We start from the raw sequence: 15,690 nt of genomic DNA on the forward strand, positions 1-15,690 counted from the left end.
TAGGCTTAAGGCGGGAAGCATCCCCGAGCGCCGGAGCGAAATTAATGGAATTCTTTAACTGAACCTAACTAGAAACTGTAACGGATTCGATGATTTCTTTTCCGCTAGCATCCCATTTTACAAGTCTATAATAGGCATCATGATAAAACGTAAACTTATAGCCCCCAGCAAGCGCCTCTTTCATCAATTTCTCTTTAGCAAAGATTGACGTCATTGGGTAATCATCAAAAGCCAGAACCCACAACGGATTACTATGTGCTTGTGTAGGCATAATATCAGCCATATGAAGAATCGTCTCACCATGCTGTGTCAATTTAATAATACTATGACCATCGCTATGACCGCCTGTATGGATCATTTCGATTCCTGGCATGATTGTAATGCTTCCTTCGAATGTCTTCACCTGCTGCTCAACAGGCTCCCAGTTCTCTTTTAAATATGTATTTCTGGAACGAATATTCGGATTACGTACTTCATCCCATTCGATTTGTGAAACGTAAATTTCAGCATTCGGAAATACAGAAACAAAATCCCCTTCGCGTAATTCCGTCAAACCCGCTGCATGATCATTATGCAAGTGCGTCATGAGAATAATATCGATGTCTTCAGGTGACAAACTGAGCTCAGCAAGATTCCCCTCAACCCTTGCCTCTTCAACTATGCCTAGATTCTTCATCATTTTCTCACTGAGTTTCCCTTTTCCATGCCCTGTGTCAATCAATATATTTTTTCCTTTATACTGAATGAGTATCGGATCGTTTCTCATTTTAATACGGTTTTGTTCATCCGCTTCATAACGTCTTGACCACAGTGCTTTTGGAACAACCCCAAACATAGTTCCGCCGTCTAAAAAATTGCCACTACCATCCAGCCATGTCAACGTCATATCATGAAATGTATAAGTATCCACAGAAACATTCCCCCATTCCCTTACTTGTTTCTATCAAGAATTAGTAAAATGTGATTCAAGTCTGTATATCGGGTGTCCTTTTGCTGAAAACTTCTCTTCATATTCCGTCATAATATTATCTTCCGGCATTTCTGCATGCAAATCAAGTGATACAAAACCTAACTTCATACCGTACTGAGACATTGAGACGAGTGAGTACTCGAACAACAGACGGTTATCTGTTTTAAAGTGAATTTCTCCACCTTCTGCTAGTACCTCTTCATAAAGTTTTAAAAATGTTTCATGCGTCAATCTTCTTTTTGCATTTCTCGTTTTCGGCCACGGATCAGAAAAATTTAAATACACCCTATCTATCTCCCCTTTGTGGAAGATCTTTGCAAGGTCCATTCCATTTGCACGGAATAGTCGTAAATTTGATGGCTTTTCTGCTTCAACAGCCTTTTCAAGCGCAGATACGATAACGTTGTCAAAATGCTCAATGCCAATATAATTCACATCTGGATTGGCAACAGCCATACCAATTATAAATTGGCCCATACCTGATCCAACTTCAATGTGTATTGGATTGCCATTACCAAACAAGGTATGCCATCCATTCATCATTTTTTCTGGTTCAGCTAATAGGATATCTGGGTGTTCTGCCATGTAGTCTCTTGCCCATGGTTTATTACGAAGCCTCATTATATACACTCTTTTCTATTTATAGGTTATTGCCATCTTCTGGTTGTTCTTCATCGCCAAATAATCTGCTTATTGAAGTAGTTTGCCCCACGTCAAGTATTGCCTGGCCCGCTTTGAATTGCGTAGATTTCATCGGAACCGGCAATTTCTGAAGTGCAGAAAACCAGTCCTCATATGATCGTCTATCGATAATATCAACATCGAATGCCGAACCTGGGTGATCGATATACCCGTTACGTGAAATCAAATATTTACGTACAGGAAAATCGATACCTTGTGCTTTTAATATACTCGAAACAATCTTTTCAGTTCTGTTCAGTGCTATAAGCGGGCTAAGAAATTTCGTTTCTTTTTCCCCAAGCTTCTTTAGCCAGAATCTGTCCCCGCTCCCACTAAACGCTGCAACGTCTTCTTTCTCAAGCACCGTAATACACATGCATTCAACAGGTGTCACAATGATAATGTCTAGTTCAACAGGTGCTTTCTTCAGTAGTAAGATTGGATAATAGAACAACAAATAATTATCCGGAAGATTCTGAGCGAAACTTCGTAAAAGTGGGTCTCGGAAAAAACGAGATTCAACCCTTGACTTGTCCATTAACGTCGAACTTGCCCACTTGATTTGAAAATGAAATAGTTGATCCAAATAAAGTCTTCTTAAGTGCTCAAGACTTGAGGGGTTATGAATCAGATTTGGACTAAATCCAAAATTCTCTTCCTTATCACCTTTTTCATCTTCGCTATTGTCGTGATGTTGCTCTGCCTCAACATCTTTACGTTGGCCGAAGACCCGAAGTAGAGGAGAAAACCATTTGTTCTCTTCCGGTTCTACTACCTCTTTAATATCCTGTTGCCATTCTGATAAATCAGCTCCACTTTCCCACTGGGTCTTCATACGTTCCCATTGATACCTTTTCAAACGGATATACTGCGAAGGATAACGCGTAAGATCTTGCTCGTAACGGGAGACATAGTCAAGCAGTTTAACAAGTTGCGCCATGTCCATTCACTCCAATCACATACTATACATTATTATTCATCTGCTATAAAAGATGGGATTTGCGAGCTGAATGCTTCTTGTAACTTCATTGTCAATGGTCCCAATATTCCCGAGCCTACAGGACGTCCGTCGATTGAAATGACTGGCGTTACTTCAGATGTCGTTGACGTTAAGAAAAATTCATCCATTTCAAAAGCTTCATCTATTGTAAAGGATTTCTCGACGACAGGAATTCCTTGCTCTTCACACAGACCCAGTACAACTTGACGCGTAATTCCATTCAAAATAAGATTTGTCACAGGATGAGTATAGACTGTTCCATCCTTTACCCCAAACATATTCGACGAAGAACCTTCCGTAACAACACCGTCACGGTGAAGCAATGCCTCTATACAGCCTGCTTCAAGCGCCTCTTGCTTAGCGAGAACATTGCCGAGCAAGTTAAGACTTTTAATATCGCAACGCAACCAACGGACATCCGCTACTGATTTAACCCCAACTCCGTTTTCTATACCTGTCATAGGTCTTGGGTTGTTAATTGCATATCCAGTCACGACTGGCGGTACTGCCGGATCAGGGAATTGGTGCATCCTTGTTGCGGATCCACGTGTCACTTGGATATAAACATGCCCAACCAAAATGTTATTTTTCGCCACTAATTCACGGGCAATTTCCATCAATTGCACTTCAGCATATGGCATTGTCATCTTTATCTTCGTAGCGCTTTGAAATAAACGATCAATATGTTCTTTCGCAGTATATAATTCTCCACCATATACTTTAATTACCTCATACACGCCATCACCAAAATAATAACCGCGATCATCTATCGAAATGGCCAATCCATCGCGTTCTGTAAACTGTCCATCAATAAAGTATACTGTCATCCTTATTCCCCTTCCGTTTTTTCAGATACGAGTCGGCTGATTGCATCTGCATAGATCCCGGTTGCCTTCACTAAATCATCTATATAAACATACTCATCTGCCTGATGAGCTACATCTTCCCTGCCAGGAAATAGCATACCAAAAGCAACCCCTTTTTCAAGGACACGTGCGTACGTTCCTCCTCCGATTGCCAATAGTTCCGCATGTTCTCCAGTATGATCAGTATACACTTCTTGCAACGTCCGAATAAGAGGGTCATTTGCGTCCACATGATGCGGTGCAGAGTTTGATCCAATATCGACCGAAAAAGGTGTTTCCGTTAACCGTTTCATACATGTCGTCATTTTCTCTTCAAATAGATAGCTGACTGAATAACGCATACTAACATTAATTTCCCCACCACTTGCGGGATTGTATGTCACGATACCCGCATTCAGCGTTGTATCGCCTGACATTTCATCATTGAACGCCAAACCTAAGAACAGTCCTCGAGATTCATTAGCAAATGCATCAAACATGAATTGTGTAAAGTCTTTTGATTGACCTTCTTTCAATATGCGATTCAGGAAAGAAGCAAGTAGGACGGCGGCATTGACACCATTATCTGGCTCCATTGCATGTGCTGATTTTCCATTCAAACTGATAATGGTCTTACCACTATCAGTGGAAACTCCCCCTGTTACGTCATGAATATTCAAAAATGTAACAAACTGTTCATTGTCAAATACAACTTCCTCTGCCAGGTGTGCCTCTGCATAATCTGGCACCATATTTGTCCTATTTCCTGACTTGAATAGCAATAGTTGTCCATCTGAAGTTACTACCTTTTGTTTAAACAGGATAGAAGCAATTCCTTTTTCAGCGTTAATGATGGGGAAATCAGCATCTGGCGCAAATCCAATAGTTGGCATTTCTTCTTTTTCAAAATAGCGCTTCACACATCGAAAACCACTTTCTTCATCTGTTCCGATAATGAGCCGCACTCGTTTGTTCATCGTGATACCTGAATCCCGGACTATTTTCATCGCATGCCAAGCGGCTATAGTCGGTCCTTTATCGTCAATGGCACCACGACCAAACAGCTTTCCGTCCTCGATAGTACCGCCAAACGGCTCATGTATCCAATTACTTCCTGCTGGCACGACATCGACATGGCAAAGGATCCCGATGAGTTCGTCCCCTTCCCCCATCTCAATATGCCCCGCCATATTATCTACATTTTTCACAAGCATTCCCGCTTTTCGACCTTCTTCTAACAGCCAGTCGAGTGCACGTTTTGGTTCCGGTCCGAATGGTAAATCTTTAGTTGCCGCACTTTCATCAAGTACAGAAGGGATAGCGATTAAACTTTGTAAATCAGCTAGCAGAGATTCTTGTCTTTTTAAAGCTTCATTTTCCCAATTAGACATTCAAGGCACCTTCTTTCACAATAAGTCTATTTTCACACGTTAGCCCAAGAAAATAAAGAGGAATCATCTTTTACAGACTCTTTACAATAAAATTCATGCAAACTTCACGAGAATACGTTATACTAGTATTGTCAGAAGATTTAATCTGACTTTTCAACTTTTTCGAAAGGATGTGCGTCGTCAGGGATAATTTCAACGTGCTTTAGGCAACATTCATAAGTCTCATGACCAAACCTTTTTGGAAAATGAAGATGAAGGGGTGATTCCACACTTGAAACCTGCAACTGATCGTATGCTTACACGCATAAAGGATATCTATTTTTATATCCTTGATAATGGCACTGTAACTACCGAAAACCTGGTCGAAGAATTTGGCATCACTCACCGTACGGTCCAAAGGGATTTAAATGTCCTTGAATACAACGAGCTCATTATGAGCCCGGTACGCGGTAAATGGACGACGACAGCAAAAAAAGTGAAGTTATCTTCGTGACCCGCACATGACCTAGAAAAGCAAAAAGCGCCAGCTCTCATACCTGCTTCACGTAGGTATAAGGGAGCTGGCGCTTGGAGCCTGTATATCAGTAAAAACACAAGGCTCTAGAATCTAAACAAACAATAAAGAGCTGAACCGTATTCTTAAACGGCTCAGCCCTTTTTATTTTCCAGAAATCTGCATGAGTTGCTGTAATTCCTCTTCCGTCAATTCTCGGTATGATCCAAGCTCTAAAGTTTCATCCAAAGATAAAGGCCCCATCGATAAGCGTTTTAAGTAAACAACTTGCTTACCAACCGCTTCAAACATTCGCTTGACTTGATGGTATTTCCCTTCCGTAATCGTCAACTCGATTTCGGAAATATCCGCTGATTTCAATATGCGCAGCTGACCAGGCTTCGTCTCATAGCCATCATCCAGAGTAACACCCTCTGAAAACTGCTTGGTATCTTCTTCTGTAACAATTCCTTCGATATGAGCATAATACGTTTTCGGCACCCCTTTTTTAGGTGACAATAAGTTGTGCGCAAGTTTTCCGTCATTCGTCAGTAACAAAAAACCTTCTGTGTCTTTATCTAACCTTCCAACAGGAAACATTTCAAAAATGTTATATTCTTCATCTAATAAATCAATAACTGTCTGGTCCCTTTTATCTTCAGTAGCAGACAAGACTCCTTGTGGCTTATTCATCATTAGATACATAAATTCTTTATAGACGACTTTTTGACCCAGTACCGTTACTTCATCCTTCACTGTATCTACATGCAGTGCGGCATCTTTCACTGCCACTTCATTAACCCGTACGGAACCTTTTTTCATCAAAATCTTTACTTCTTTTCGTGTACCAAATCCCATGTTCGACAATAATTTATCCAAACGCATTTTATTCCTCCTAAAAGCCTAATTTCTTGGTGAATCTAGTCAATCGCTCTCCGAACAATTTCTGTGCAAGCCCCGTTTTAAGCGATAGATAACCGTAAATTGCAGCACCAACTGTAGCGCATATCAAAATATACAAGATAGACTGCATTTTTCCGTCAGCAGGACTGATTGCTGTCAGTCCTTTCAATGTAAATGTGACAGCTATTAACATAATGACATTTAATATAGCGATAAGGATAAGTCTTCTAAACACCATCTTCGACCTGTAATTAAGGGTCTTAGTAATGATGACGATATTAATGCCTACCGCGACTGTATAACCAATTGAAGTCGCCATAATGGCACCATTCGTTTCAAATATTTTGATGAGCGGTATATTCAGTACCAGTTTGAAAAACAGTCCGAGTAATGAAGTGAAAACTATCCACTTATGTCGGTCGATGCCTTGCAAAATGGCTGCTGTCACCGTATATAAGCCAAATAAAATCGCGACCGGGGCATAATTCGCTAGTATCTCTGCACCCATTGCATCTTTTTCATATAGAAATTGGTAGAACTCATTTGACAAAACGATTAATCCGATAACGATTGGTACCGTCAAGAACAGCATAATCTGATAGGTCTGATCAAGTGAATTTGTAATCCCTTTTTGATCATTTTTCGCATAATAACTTGTAATGACCGGAATAAGAGCCATTGAAAATCCTGTCGCAATCATGACTGGTATCATGACGACTTTATGCGTTAAAAAGTTCAGCATCGTTAAATAGATGTCAGTTACCTTTGCAAAGCCGATTGAAGACATCGCCTCGTTAAAAGTAATCATATCAACGAATTGATAAAGGGGATTAATAACCCCTACCAGGACGAAGGGCAAGATATAAGCAAATACTTCTTTGTACATGTCTTTGAATGAAATATCACTTGATGAAGTACTATTCGCAAGAAGATGGTCAAATTCTGGTTTATAACTTTTCCAATACTTGAACAAGACAGCGAGACCCGCAAGCGCCCCGATAAACGCCGCAAATACAGCGAAGTTCACTGCAGTTTTCGGAGATCCATGCATGAAGTTCACGACAATAAACGCTCCTGCCAGAACGACAATAATTCGCACAACCTGTTCTACTAACTGAGAAACCGAAGTCGGCATCATTTTTTGATTGCCCTGTAGGAAGCCTCGCACGATACTCATAAGTGGAACGGCAAGCAGTGCATAACTGACCCAGCGAATCACATTTGCAATCTCTTCAATTGTGAAGATTTGTTCATCATCTTTACGAACAAGTTTCGCAATCGGTTCAGCTAAAAAGTACAGCGTTAAAAAGGAAAGTATCCCTGTGACTGCCATCACAAGCATCCCTGACTTTAACAATTTCCGGCCAGTTGCATAATCGCCACGAGCATTATATTTTGCTACGAATTTTGAAATCGCAAGTGGCGCTCCTGATATCGCGATAGCTAACGCGATATTGTATGGGATGTATGCATATTGATAGAGACCGATACTTTCTTTCCCAACGATTGCGTAAAATGGAATAACGTATAATAGTCCAAGCGCTTTCGATAAAAATAGACCTATTGTCAGTATAAAGGTCCCTTTTACAAGATTTGATGACATGTTTGATCCTTCCATTCTCCCTAAATCTACTTAACAGTTTACCCCCAGACGACGCTTTTCACAATGTATATCCGTCATTAGTGTGGAATAGAGAAAAACTGAAAGTGTGGTTTCCATTATATATGACGTCATCATATGATAATTAGTTAGTCAAACGTACAGACCAGTAAAAAAAGTGGGCAGTCGCCAAAGAAAAATCAGGCTACCCATCTCCACTGGATTCTGGAGAAAAGGCAGCCTAATTTTGTTCTGTATGTGTCTCTAATTACTAGGTAAACTCAGTATGATTCATCTCGTTTTATTTTAATGTTTTCGTTAGCAATCAGTACACCTTGCTTAAATTCTTCATAGTCAGGCTCTGTTGAGTTTAGGAAGCATGTGGTAGCAATTTTTTTCGCAATCAATCTCCTACCTTTTCTGACTACCTCCATTCCCCCTGCATGGCTAATCAATTTATGATAGATGCGCTGACACTCTTTGTGTTGAAAAGCATCGTGTCTTATTTTCTCGTTCTCCGCGCTCGTTGGATACGACTGCTCTTGATATCCCTCTGGCTGACTTATATGCTGTTCAACTTCGCTATTTACTTCTCTAGTCATTCCGTACCCTCTTCCTATTCTTCGTCAAAGTAAATATACTCTGCTTCCTCATCATTCCAATTTATCACAGGCACTATCCCAGTCTTGGGAAAGAAGTTTGCAAACACTTCTACTCGCACTATTCTTGAAAGTTTTATTGTTAAACCATTTTTAATTGTACCACATGCCGTCGTTATATTTTCTTCCATTTTGACCGCCCCTACTATTTTTCAATGATGCTGTGTTAAACTGTTATTTAATAATCCATTACCGAAAGGCTTGATAACACAATGACTACTAACCATGTTGATGTAGACGTCATCATCATTGGCGGGGGACCATCAGGATTGATGGCCTCCATTGCCGCTGCTGAAAACGGAAGGAAAGTTCTCCTTCTAGAAAAAGGTAAGAAACTTGGCACTAAACTGGCCATTTCAGGGGGCGGGCGCTGTAACGTTACAAATCGCCTGTCACAAGAAGAAATCGTTAAAAACATTCCAGGGAACGGGCGATTTTTATATGGTCCTTTCTCCGTTTTCAATAATGAAGACATCATTCGTTTTTTCGAAGGTCTTGGCGTTGCATTGAAAGAAGAAGATCATGGCAGAATGTTTCCTGTGTCGAACAAAGCAAAAGATGTTGTCAATGCATTGCTGACAGAAATGGATCGCTTACATGTTGAAGTGAGATTAGAAACGCGCGTTAAAAAACTTTTGATGGATGAAGAGCAAATTCTAGGTGTCAGACTCGATTCTGGCGAAGAGATCCGTTCACACGCTGTTGTTGTAGCGGTCGGGGGAAAAGCAGTTCCTCAAACCGGTTCAACAGGAGACGGTTATCCCTGGGCAGAAAAAGCCGGACATACCGTGACGGAACTTTATCCAACAGAAGTACCTTTATTATCAAATGAACCTTTCATTGTTTCAAAGGATCTACAAGGACTTGCACTTCGTGACGTAGCAGTATCCGTCCTTAACGCCAAAGGTAAAAATCTTATCACGCATCAGATGGACATGTTGTTCACCCATTTCGGCTTAAGTGGGCCTGCCATTTTACGATGCAGTCAATTTGTTGTGAAAGAACGTATGAAAAACGGCAACAAGCCCGTTGAAATGCGAATTGACTCAATGCCCGAGCTAAATGAAGAAAAAGTATTCCAACTACTCAATACCTCACTAAAAGAAGACTCAACAAAAGCAGTGAAGAATGTATTAAAAGGGATTGTGCCTGAACGTTGGATGCTGTTTTTATTCGACCGGGCAGGAATTGATCCGGCTGAAACTGGAGCTCAGATGCTAGTAGAAAAGATTAGGGCATTAGCTAAATTATTGAAAGCATTCCCAATGAACGTCAATGGTACGCAGCCACTTGAAAAAGCATTCGTCACAGGCGGCGGAGTATCCGTAAAAGAAATCGTTCCGAAGACATTAGGTTCCCGCAAGAAGGAAGGTCTTTACTTCTGCGGTGAAATTTTGGATATTCACGGCTATACAGGCGGTTATAATATCACTTCTGCACTTGTTACCGGCAGGATTGCTGGGATGAATGCAGGAGAGCATGCAACCGATTTATAAACGTTGATTATGGAAAATTTTATAATAGATTGTACGAACTAAACTACAGCTATCCGATACTGGACAACAAAAAATCCGCGTAAGAGGGCCAACCCTCTTACACGGATTTTCTTTTTTAACCTACTGCAACAATATTAATCAGTCTTCCTGGAATCGCGATGACTTTTTTCACTTCTTTGCCTTCAAGAAGTACTTTCACATTTTCATCCTCTAGTGCAAGCTTCTCTAGATCATCCTTCGTAACGTCTTTCGATACGACGATTTTCGCACGTACTTTGCCGTTGATTTGAACAGCCATTTCAACTGTATCATCGACCAGTTTTGATGCGTCAAATGTCGGCCATTGTTCATACGTAATTGTATCGCTATGACCCAACTTCTCCCATAACTCTTCTGCAAGATGCGGAATAACTGGCGCTACCATTTTAACAAAGCCTTCAACATATTCTTTTGGAATCGAATCCACTTTATAGCCTTCGTTAATGAAGACCATCATCTGAGAAATTGCTGTATTATTACGCATTCCTTCAAAGTCTTCCGTCACTTTTTTCACAGTTTGATGGTAAACTTTCTCAAGCGATCCGCCCGTTTTTCCACCGATTTTCGTGCTAAGTGATCCATCTTCATTGACGAACAGGCGCCAGATACGATCTAGGAAACGACGAGCACCGTCAAGACCATTCGTCGTCCATGCTTTTGAACCTTCCAAAGGCCCCATGAACATTTCATAAAGGCGAAGTGAATCAGCTCCGTGTGAATGAACGATATCATCTGGATTAACTACATTGCCTTTTGATTTCGACATCTTCTCATTACCTTCACCAAGTATCATCCCTTGGTTGAATAGCTTTTGGAATGGCTCTTTCGTATGAACAACTCCGATATCATAAAGCACTTTATGCCAGAATCGTGCGTAAAGCAGATGTAGAACCGCGTGTTCTGCTCCACCTACGTAGATATCTACAGGCAACCAGCGTTTCGCAAGTTCAGGATCGATGATCATTTCATCGTTATCCGGATCGATGTAACGCAAGTAATACCAGCAGCTACCCGCCCATTGTGGCATCGTGTTCGTTTCGCGACGACCTTTCATCCCTGTTTCTGGATGAGTCACATTTATCCATTCATCGATGTTTGCAAGTGGTGACTCGCCCGTTCCGCTTGGTTTAATATTATCCGTTACTGGTAATACGAGCGGTAAATCTGCTTCTTCAACAGGTGTCATTGTGCCATCTTCCCAATGGATAATTGGAATCGGCTCGCCCCAGTAACGTTGTCTTGAGAACAACCAGTCACGAAGACGGAATGTAACTTTTTTATCGCCTTTGCCTTTTTCAACAAACCATGCGATTGCTTTTTCGATTGCTTCATCTTTGAGTAATCCATCAAGGAAACCTGAATTGACGTGTTTTCCATCTCCAACATATACTTCTGTAGAAACGTCGCCGCCTGCTACAACTTCAATAATTGGTAGGTCAAATTCTTTTGCAAACTCATAGTCACGCTCATCATGTGCTGGAACCGCCATGATTGCGCCTGTTCCGTAAGTAGCCAGAACATAATCAGCAATCCAGATTGGCATCTTCTCGCCGCTTGCAGGGTTAATTGCGTAAGCTCCCGTAAAGACACCCGTCTTCTCTTTTGCAAGATCTGTACGTTCAAGATCACTCTTCATCTTCACTTCGTTTAGGTATTTTTCAACTGCATCCTTTTGTTCTGCAGTCGTCACTTTTTCAACAAGTTTTAATTCTGGTGCAAGCACTGCATACGTCGCCCCAAAAATCGTATCTGGACGTGTTGTGAATGCTTCAAACGACAGATCTGTTCCGTCGATGTCAAACGTAAGCTGTGCCCCTTCAGAACGACCAATCCAATTACGTTGCATGTCTTTCAAGCTTTCCGGCCAATCAAGTTCATCAAGATCCCCAAGAAGACGGTCTGCATAATTTGTAATTCGCAATACCCATTGGCGCATTGGACGACGCTCAACCGGGTGGCCGCCACGTTCTGACTTGCCATCGATTACTTCTTCATTCGCAAGAACCGTACCTAGTGCTGGACACCAGTTAACAGCTACTTCATCGACGTAAGCTAAGCCTTTATTGTAAAGTTGGATGAAAATCCATTGCGTCCACTTGTAATAAGATGGATCTGTCGTATTAATTTCACGGTCCCAGTCATAAGAAAAACCAAGATCATTCATTTGACGCTTGAACGTTGCGATATTTTTCGCTGTGAATTCGGCAGGATCATTACCTGTATCAAGCGCGTATTGCTCAGCAGGAAGGCCAAATGCATCCCAGCCCATTGGATGCAGGACGTTATAGCCCTGCTTCCGTTTGAATGAACTCAAAATATCTGTCGCGATATAGCCAAGCGGATGCCCGACGTGTAGTCCAGCACCTGATGGATATGGAAACATATCAAGCGCAAAAAATTTCGGTTTAGACGGATCATCCATCATTTTGAATGTTTTATTGTCTTTCCAGTACTGTTGCCACTTCTTCTCAATTTGTCCGTGATTATAACTCATTTAAAATTCCTCCTTGATAAATAGAAAAGCACTAAAAACAAAAAACTCCCGTCCCTTAAAAAGATAAGGGACGAGAGTAGTATAATTCCCGCGGTGCCACCCAAATTGACGACAAAGCCGCCCAACTTGACTCCTTAACGCGGAAAACGGCACGGGTTAATAAATCAAATAATTCACCAATGCAGGCTCCAAGGCGAGTTCATCTCTATCGTACAGGCTTCCACCAACCGCCTGCTCTCTAATAAACGACAGTAAAGATTACTACTCCTCTTCAACACCAAAGCTATTGCTATTAGTTTACCCGAATCATGCCACTTTAACAACAATCATTTTACGCCTTCAATAACATCCTTCACAATTAACACCGCTTCTGTCGAATCAATGACTTCTTGAATAGTGAATCCTTCGAACACTTCTTTCAATTCCAGTCCATCGGCTGTCACGTCAATCAATGCGCGTTCTGTAATGATTTTATGGACGACCGCTTTTCCTGTTAACGGAAGTGAACATTCTTTCTTAATCTTCGCAGAGCCGTCTTTCGCAACGTGATCCATAATAACGATAATTTTTCGCGCGCCATGAACAAGATCCATCGCACCGCCCATTCCTTTGATCATCTTGCCAGGAATCATCCAGTTAGCCAAGTCCCCTTTTTCAGACACTTCCATCGCGCCAAGTATGGCAACATCGACATGCCCTCCGCGAATCATCGCGAATGATTCAGCACTGTTAAAGTATGCTGAACCTGGAATAGAGGTAACAGTTTCTTTTCCCGCGTTAATGAGATCCGGATCAACTTCATCAGCAGCCGGATAAGGTCCAATACCTAACAATCCATTTTCTGATTGAAGTACGACTGTTTTTTCAGGTGAAATATAATTAGCAACGAGCGTTGGCATACCAATTCCAAGATTGACGTAGTTGCCGTCCTCGATTTCCTTTTCAGCCCGTCTTGCGATTCGTTCCCTTACATTCACTTCTCCCATATCACAATTCCCCTTTCCTTAGCGAGTCGTCAGACGCTCAATTCGTTTTTCTTGTTGCGCCTGCAGAAGTCCTTGGACATAAATGCTAGGTGTATGAATCGTCATTGGATCAAGATCGCCCGTTTCCACGATTTCCTCCACCTCTGCAATTGTGAATTTCCCTGCAGCCGCCATCATTGGATTGAAGTTTTGTGCGGTCTTGTTGTAAATCAAATTGCCGAACTTGTCGGCTTTTGCTGCACGAATAAGTGAGAAGTCCGCACGAAGCGCCTCTTCAAGAACATACTCTTTACCATCATAGACACGGATCTCTTTCCCTTCCGCAACGAGCGTTCCAACACCAGCCGGCGTGAAGAATGCCGGTATACCAGCGCCACCTGCACGAATCTTTTCTGCAAGTGTTCCCTGCGGCGTCAACTCAACTTCAATTTCACCTGATAGTACCTGACGTTCGAATTCTTTATTCTCACCAACATATGAGCCTATCATTTTCTTAATCTGTTTATTTTTCAATAGTAGTCCAAGTCCCCACTCGTCGACTCCGCAGTTATTTGAAATAACCGTTAAGTCTTTCATACCTTTTTCAACAAGTGCTAGTATGAGTTGTTCCGGAATTCCTACAAGTCCAAATCCCCCAACCATTAATGTTGCACCATCTTCAATCTGTGCAACCGCCTCTTTCGCTGATGAATAAATCGGCTTCATTTTACATCCCCCTTTGAATCTTTTAAAACTTACGTAATAATCCTTCTTCTCAATTAAATCAAACTCTACCGAATGTTGCAATGATAGTAGCGCACAGAAAAAACCGGAAAGCCTATAAGCGGCTTTCCGGTTGATAGCCGGCTTTTTTAATAGGCCGGTCGTATAGCAAGCTAGTGATGATTGGAATGATCATAAATGCTGTCAATATGAATAGCATCACTTGCATACCATATTGGTCTGCAAGAATTCCTCCAATGAATGGCCCAAACATCCGCCCCATTGTCGCAAAGGAATTGACGATTCCTTGATAAAAGCCTTCCCTTCCTTTAGGAGAAAGTTGGCTCGCAATGGTCGGCACAGCCGGCCAGACAAACATTTCCCCAAACGTCACAATCACCATAGCGACAATGAACATTGTAAATGAAGCCGCAAAACTGACTACAATATAAGAAATACTAAAAATAACAATCCCGATAATTATTTGCGTTTTTATTTTATTTTCCAACCTAGAGATGACCGGCTTAATGATTGGTTGTCCAATCACAATCAGCAATCCATTTATCGTCCATAACAAACTATATTGTTTCAATGAAATACCAAGTGATAATGAGTGCGTAGAAATTGTCGTCATCCACTGGGAATAGACAAGCCACATAATCAGATAACCGCCTGAAATGATAAGTAACGCATAAAAAGGTGCTTTTTGACGAATTTTCTTATTCTCCTTAATGACACTTGTGTGACGATCAGGCGCAATTTCAAGTTTGCGGTAACCGAAGAAAGCGATAAAGAAAAAGACCAAATAAAACACCAAATTCGCTGGGAAAATATAGTCAATACTGACCGAAGCGACAAGCCCTGCTAAAGCTGGCCCAATCGCCACACCGACGTTTTGGGCCAGGTAAATCGAGTTAAAAGCTTTCCTGCCGCCCTCCGGCCAAAGCGTCGCCATCATCGCATACATACTTGGAAAAATAAGACCCCCACTGAAACCTAGAAGCGTCAAAAACCAGATGTATGGTTGCCAGTCATGCCAAAATACAAGGCCAACAAGGCCGATGATTGAAATGATGATTCCAGCCATGATAGACTTAAATCCACCTATCCGGTCAAATAAATAACCGCCAAGCAAGTTGCCCACGACACCAGCTCCTGCATTAGCCATCAAGACAAGTCCAGCGACAGAAAGCGATTTCCCTAAATAATCGTGCATATAAATCGTATTTAGCGGCCATAGAAACGAGTTTCCCATGACATTAATGAACATTCCAATCACGAGAAGCCATACTTTTTTAGGCATACCCTACGCCTCCGTCCATATATAAAGTCAGTAAAAGTGTATGACTTTTTCTACATTCAGACAAGACCCATAAAATAAGTTCCATAATTCAGATGATGCCAGTACGGAAAAACATGATACAATTAGCT

The 15,690-nt window shown here is 41.5% G+C and carries 15 protein-coding genes and 1 other annotated feature; of the genes, 2 read left to right on the forward strand and 13 right to left on the reverse strand.

Features of this window, described 5'->3' with window-relative positions; genetic code table 11:
* Positions 1-64 precede the first annotated feature (64 nt).
* Genes MKZ26_RS06945 through pepV form a run of 5 tightly spaced genes read right to left on the reverse strand, consistent with a single transcriptional unit; the run spans position 65 to position 4,887 of the window.
* Positions 65-910 (reverse strand): YtnP family quorum-quenching lactonase, encoded by an 846-nt coding sequence (locus tag MKZ26_RS06945; protein WP_338652945.1) that lies wholly within the window; start codon positions 908-910, stop codon positions 65-67.
* 33 nt (positions 911-943) lie between these two features.
* On the reverse strand, positions 944-1,591 hold the full coding sequence (trmB, locus tag MKZ26_RS06950) for a tRNA (guanosine(46)-N7)-methyltransferase TrmB (protein ID WP_067207493.1): 648 nt from the start codon (positions 1,589-1,591) through the stop codon (positions 944-946).
* Positions 1,592-1,610: 19 nt separating this feature from the next.
* Complete coding sequence (locus MKZ26_RS06955; RefSeq protein ID WP_340765300.1) at positions 1,611-2,591, reverse strand: nuclease-related domain-containing protein; 981 nt, start codon at positions 2,589-2,591, stop codon at positions 1,611-1,613.
* Between the two features lie 32 nt (positions 2,592-2,623).
* Positions 2,624-3,478, reverse strand: a complete 855-nt coding sequence (gene dat, locus MKZ26_RS06960) for a D-amino-acid transaminase (RefSeq protein ID WP_340765302.1) — start codon at positions 3,476-3,478, stop codon at positions 2,624-2,626.
* A gap of 2 nt (positions 3,479-3,480) precedes the next feature.
* The gene (gene pepV, locus MKZ26_RS06965; RefSeq protein ID WP_340765304.1) at positions 3,481-4,887 is read right to left on the reverse strand and encodes a dipeptidase PepV; all 1,407 of its coding nucleotides are present in this window, start codon (positions 4,885-4,887) and stop codon (positions 3,481-3,483) included.
* Between the two features lie 271 nt (positions 4,888-5,158).
* On the opposite strand from pepV, the gene MKZ26_RS06970 reads away from it, so the two are divergent.
* Positions 5,159-5,380 carry a DeoR family transcriptional regulator gene (locus tag MKZ26_RS06970; RefSeq protein ID WP_067207480.1) on the forward strand — a complete coding sequence of 74 codons (222 nt, stop codon included), beginning with the start codon at positions 5,159-5,161 and terminating at the stop codon, positions 5,378-5,380.
* Between the two features lie 165 nt (positions 5,381-5,545).
* Here MKZ26_RS06970 and MKZ26_RS06975 read toward each other — a convergent pair whose 3' ends face one another.
* The 4 genes from MKZ26_RS06975 to MKZ26_RS06990 all read right to left on the reverse strand — a co-directional run bounded on the left by MKZ26_RS06975 (position 5,546) and on the right by MKZ26_RS06990 (position 8,673).
* Complete coding sequence (locus tag MKZ26_RS06975) at positions 5,546-6,265, reverse strand: pseudouridine synthase (RefSeq protein WP_340765306.1); 720 nt, start codon at positions 6,263-6,265, stop codon at positions 5,546-5,548.
* Positions 6,266-6,275: 10 nt separating this feature from the next.
* Entirely contained in the window at positions 6,276-7,886 is a 1,611-nt protein-coding gene (locus tag MKZ26_RS06980; protein ID WP_340765308.1) for a putative polysaccharide biosynthesis protein, read from the reverse strand.
* Between the two features lie 278 nt (positions 7,887-8,164).
* Positions 8,165-8,485 (reverse strand): hypothetical protein, encoded by a 321-nt coding sequence (locus tag MKZ26_RS06985; protein WP_340765310.1) that lies wholly within the window; start codon positions 8,483-8,485, stop codon positions 8,165-8,167.
* A gap of 14 nt (positions 8,486-8,499) precedes the next feature.
* Positions 8,500-8,673 (reverse strand): hypothetical protein, encoded by a 174-nt coding sequence (locus MKZ26_RS06990; protein WP_340765313.1) that lies wholly within the window; start codon positions 8,671-8,673, stop codon positions 8,500-8,502.
* Positions 8,674-8,754: 81 nt separating this feature from the next.
* On the opposite strand from MKZ26_RS06990, the gene MKZ26_RS06995 reads away from it, so the two are divergent.
* Positions 8,755-10,038, forward strand: coding sequence for a BaiN/RdsA family NAD(P)/FAD-dependent oxidoreductase (locus MKZ26_RS06995; protein ID WP_340765315.1), 1,284 nt, complete (start codon positions 8,755-8,757; stop codon positions 10,036-10,038).
* Positions 10,039-10,153: 115 nt separating this feature from the next.
* Here MKZ26_RS06995 and leuS read toward each other — a convergent pair whose 3' ends face one another.
* From leuS to MKZ26_RS07015, 4 genes are all read right to left on the reverse strand, one after another.
* Positions 10,154-12,571, reverse strand: a complete 2,418-nt coding sequence (leuS, locus tag MKZ26_RS07000) for a leucine--tRNA ligase (RefSeq protein ID WP_340765317.1) — start codon at positions 12,569-12,571, stop codon at positions 10,154-10,156.
* Between the two features lie 63 nt (positions 12,572-12,634).
* Positions 12,635-12,855 (reverse strand) — a binding site (T-box leader).
* A 42-nt stretch (positions 12,856-12,897) separates the two neighbouring features.
* Entirely contained in the window at positions 12,898-13,557 is a 660-nt protein-coding gene (locus MKZ26_RS07005; protein WP_067207467.1) for a 3-oxoacid CoA-transferase subunit B, read from the reverse strand.
* 18 nt (positions 13,558-13,575) lie between these two features.
* The gene (locus MKZ26_RS07010) at positions 13,576-14,262 is read right to left on the reverse strand and encodes a CoA transferase subunit A (protein WP_340765319.1); all 687 of its coding nucleotides are present in this window, start codon (positions 14,260-14,262) and stop codon (positions 13,576-13,578) included.
* A gap of 112 nt (positions 14,263-14,374) precedes the next feature.
* On the reverse strand, positions 14,375-15,562 hold the full coding sequence (locus tag MKZ26_RS07015; protein WP_340765321.1) for an MDR family MFS transporter: 1,188 nt from the start codon (positions 15,560-15,562) through the stop codon (positions 14,375-14,377).
* Positions 15,563-15,690: the final 128 nt, after the last annotated feature.

Origin of the sequence: Sporosarcina sp. FSL K6-6792, from assembly GCF_038004885.1 — a bacterium.
Lineage (GTDB): Bacteria > Bacillota > Bacilli > Bacillales_A > Planococcaceae > Sporosarcina > Sporosarcina psychrophila.

What these genes read in the sequence shown, in the direction of transcription:
- trmB (WP_067207493.1), bottom strand. Translation starts at nt 1,591, where the DNA reads ATGAGGCTTCGTAATAAACCATGGGCAAGAGACTACATGGCAGAACAC.
- MKZ26_RS06955 (WP_340765300.1), bottom strand. Translation starts at nt 2,591, where the DNA reads ATGGCGCAACTTGTTAAACTGCTTGACTATGTCTCCCGTTACGAGCAA.
- dat (WP_340765302.1), bottom strand. Translation starts at nt 3,478, where the DNA reads ATGACAGTATACTTTATTGATGGACAGTTTACAGAACGCGATGGATTG.
- pepV (WP_340765304.1), bottom strand. Translation starts at nt 4,887, where the DNA reads ATGTCTAATTGGGAAAATGAAGCTTTAAAAAGACAAGAATCTCTGCTA.
- MKZ26_RS06975 (WP_340765306.1), bottom strand. Translation starts at nt 6,265, where the DNA reads ATGCGTTTGGATAAATTATTGTCGAACATGGGATTTGGTACACGAAAA.
- MKZ26_RS06980 (WP_340765308.1), bottom strand. Translation starts at nt 7,886, where the DNA reads ATGTCATCAAATCTTGTAAAAGGGACCTTTATACTGACAATAGGTCTA.
- MKZ26_RS06985 (WP_340765310.1), bottom strand. Translation starts at nt 8,485, where the DNA reads ATGACTAGAGAAGTAAATAGCGAAGTTGAACAGCATATAAGTCAGCCA.
- MKZ26_RS06990 (WP_340765313.1), bottom strand. Translation starts at nt 8,673, where the DNA reads ATGGAAGAAAATATAACGACGGCATGTGGTACAATTAAAAATGGTTTA.
- MKZ26_RS06995 (WP_340765315.1), top strand. Translation starts at nt 8,755, where the DNA reads ATGACTACTAACCATGTTGATGTAGACGTCATCATCATTGGCGGGGGA.
- leuS (WP_340765317.1), bottom strand. Translation starts at nt 12,571, where the DNA reads ATGAGTTATAATCACGGACAAATTGAGAAGAAGTGGCAACAGTACTGG.
- MKZ26_RS07005 (WP_067207467.1), bottom strand. Translation starts at nt 13,557, where the DNA reads ATGGGAGAAGTGAATGTAAGGGAACGAATCGCAAGACGGGCTGAAAAG.
- MKZ26_RS07010 (WP_340765319.1), bottom strand. Translation starts at nt 14,262, where the DNA reads ATGAAGCCGATTTATTCATCAGCGAAAGAGGCGGTTGCACAGATTGAA.
- MKZ26_RS07015 (WP_340765321.1), bottom strand. Translation starts at nt 15,562, where the DNA reads ATGCCTAAAAAAGTATGGCTTCTCGTGATTGGAATGTTCATTAATGTC.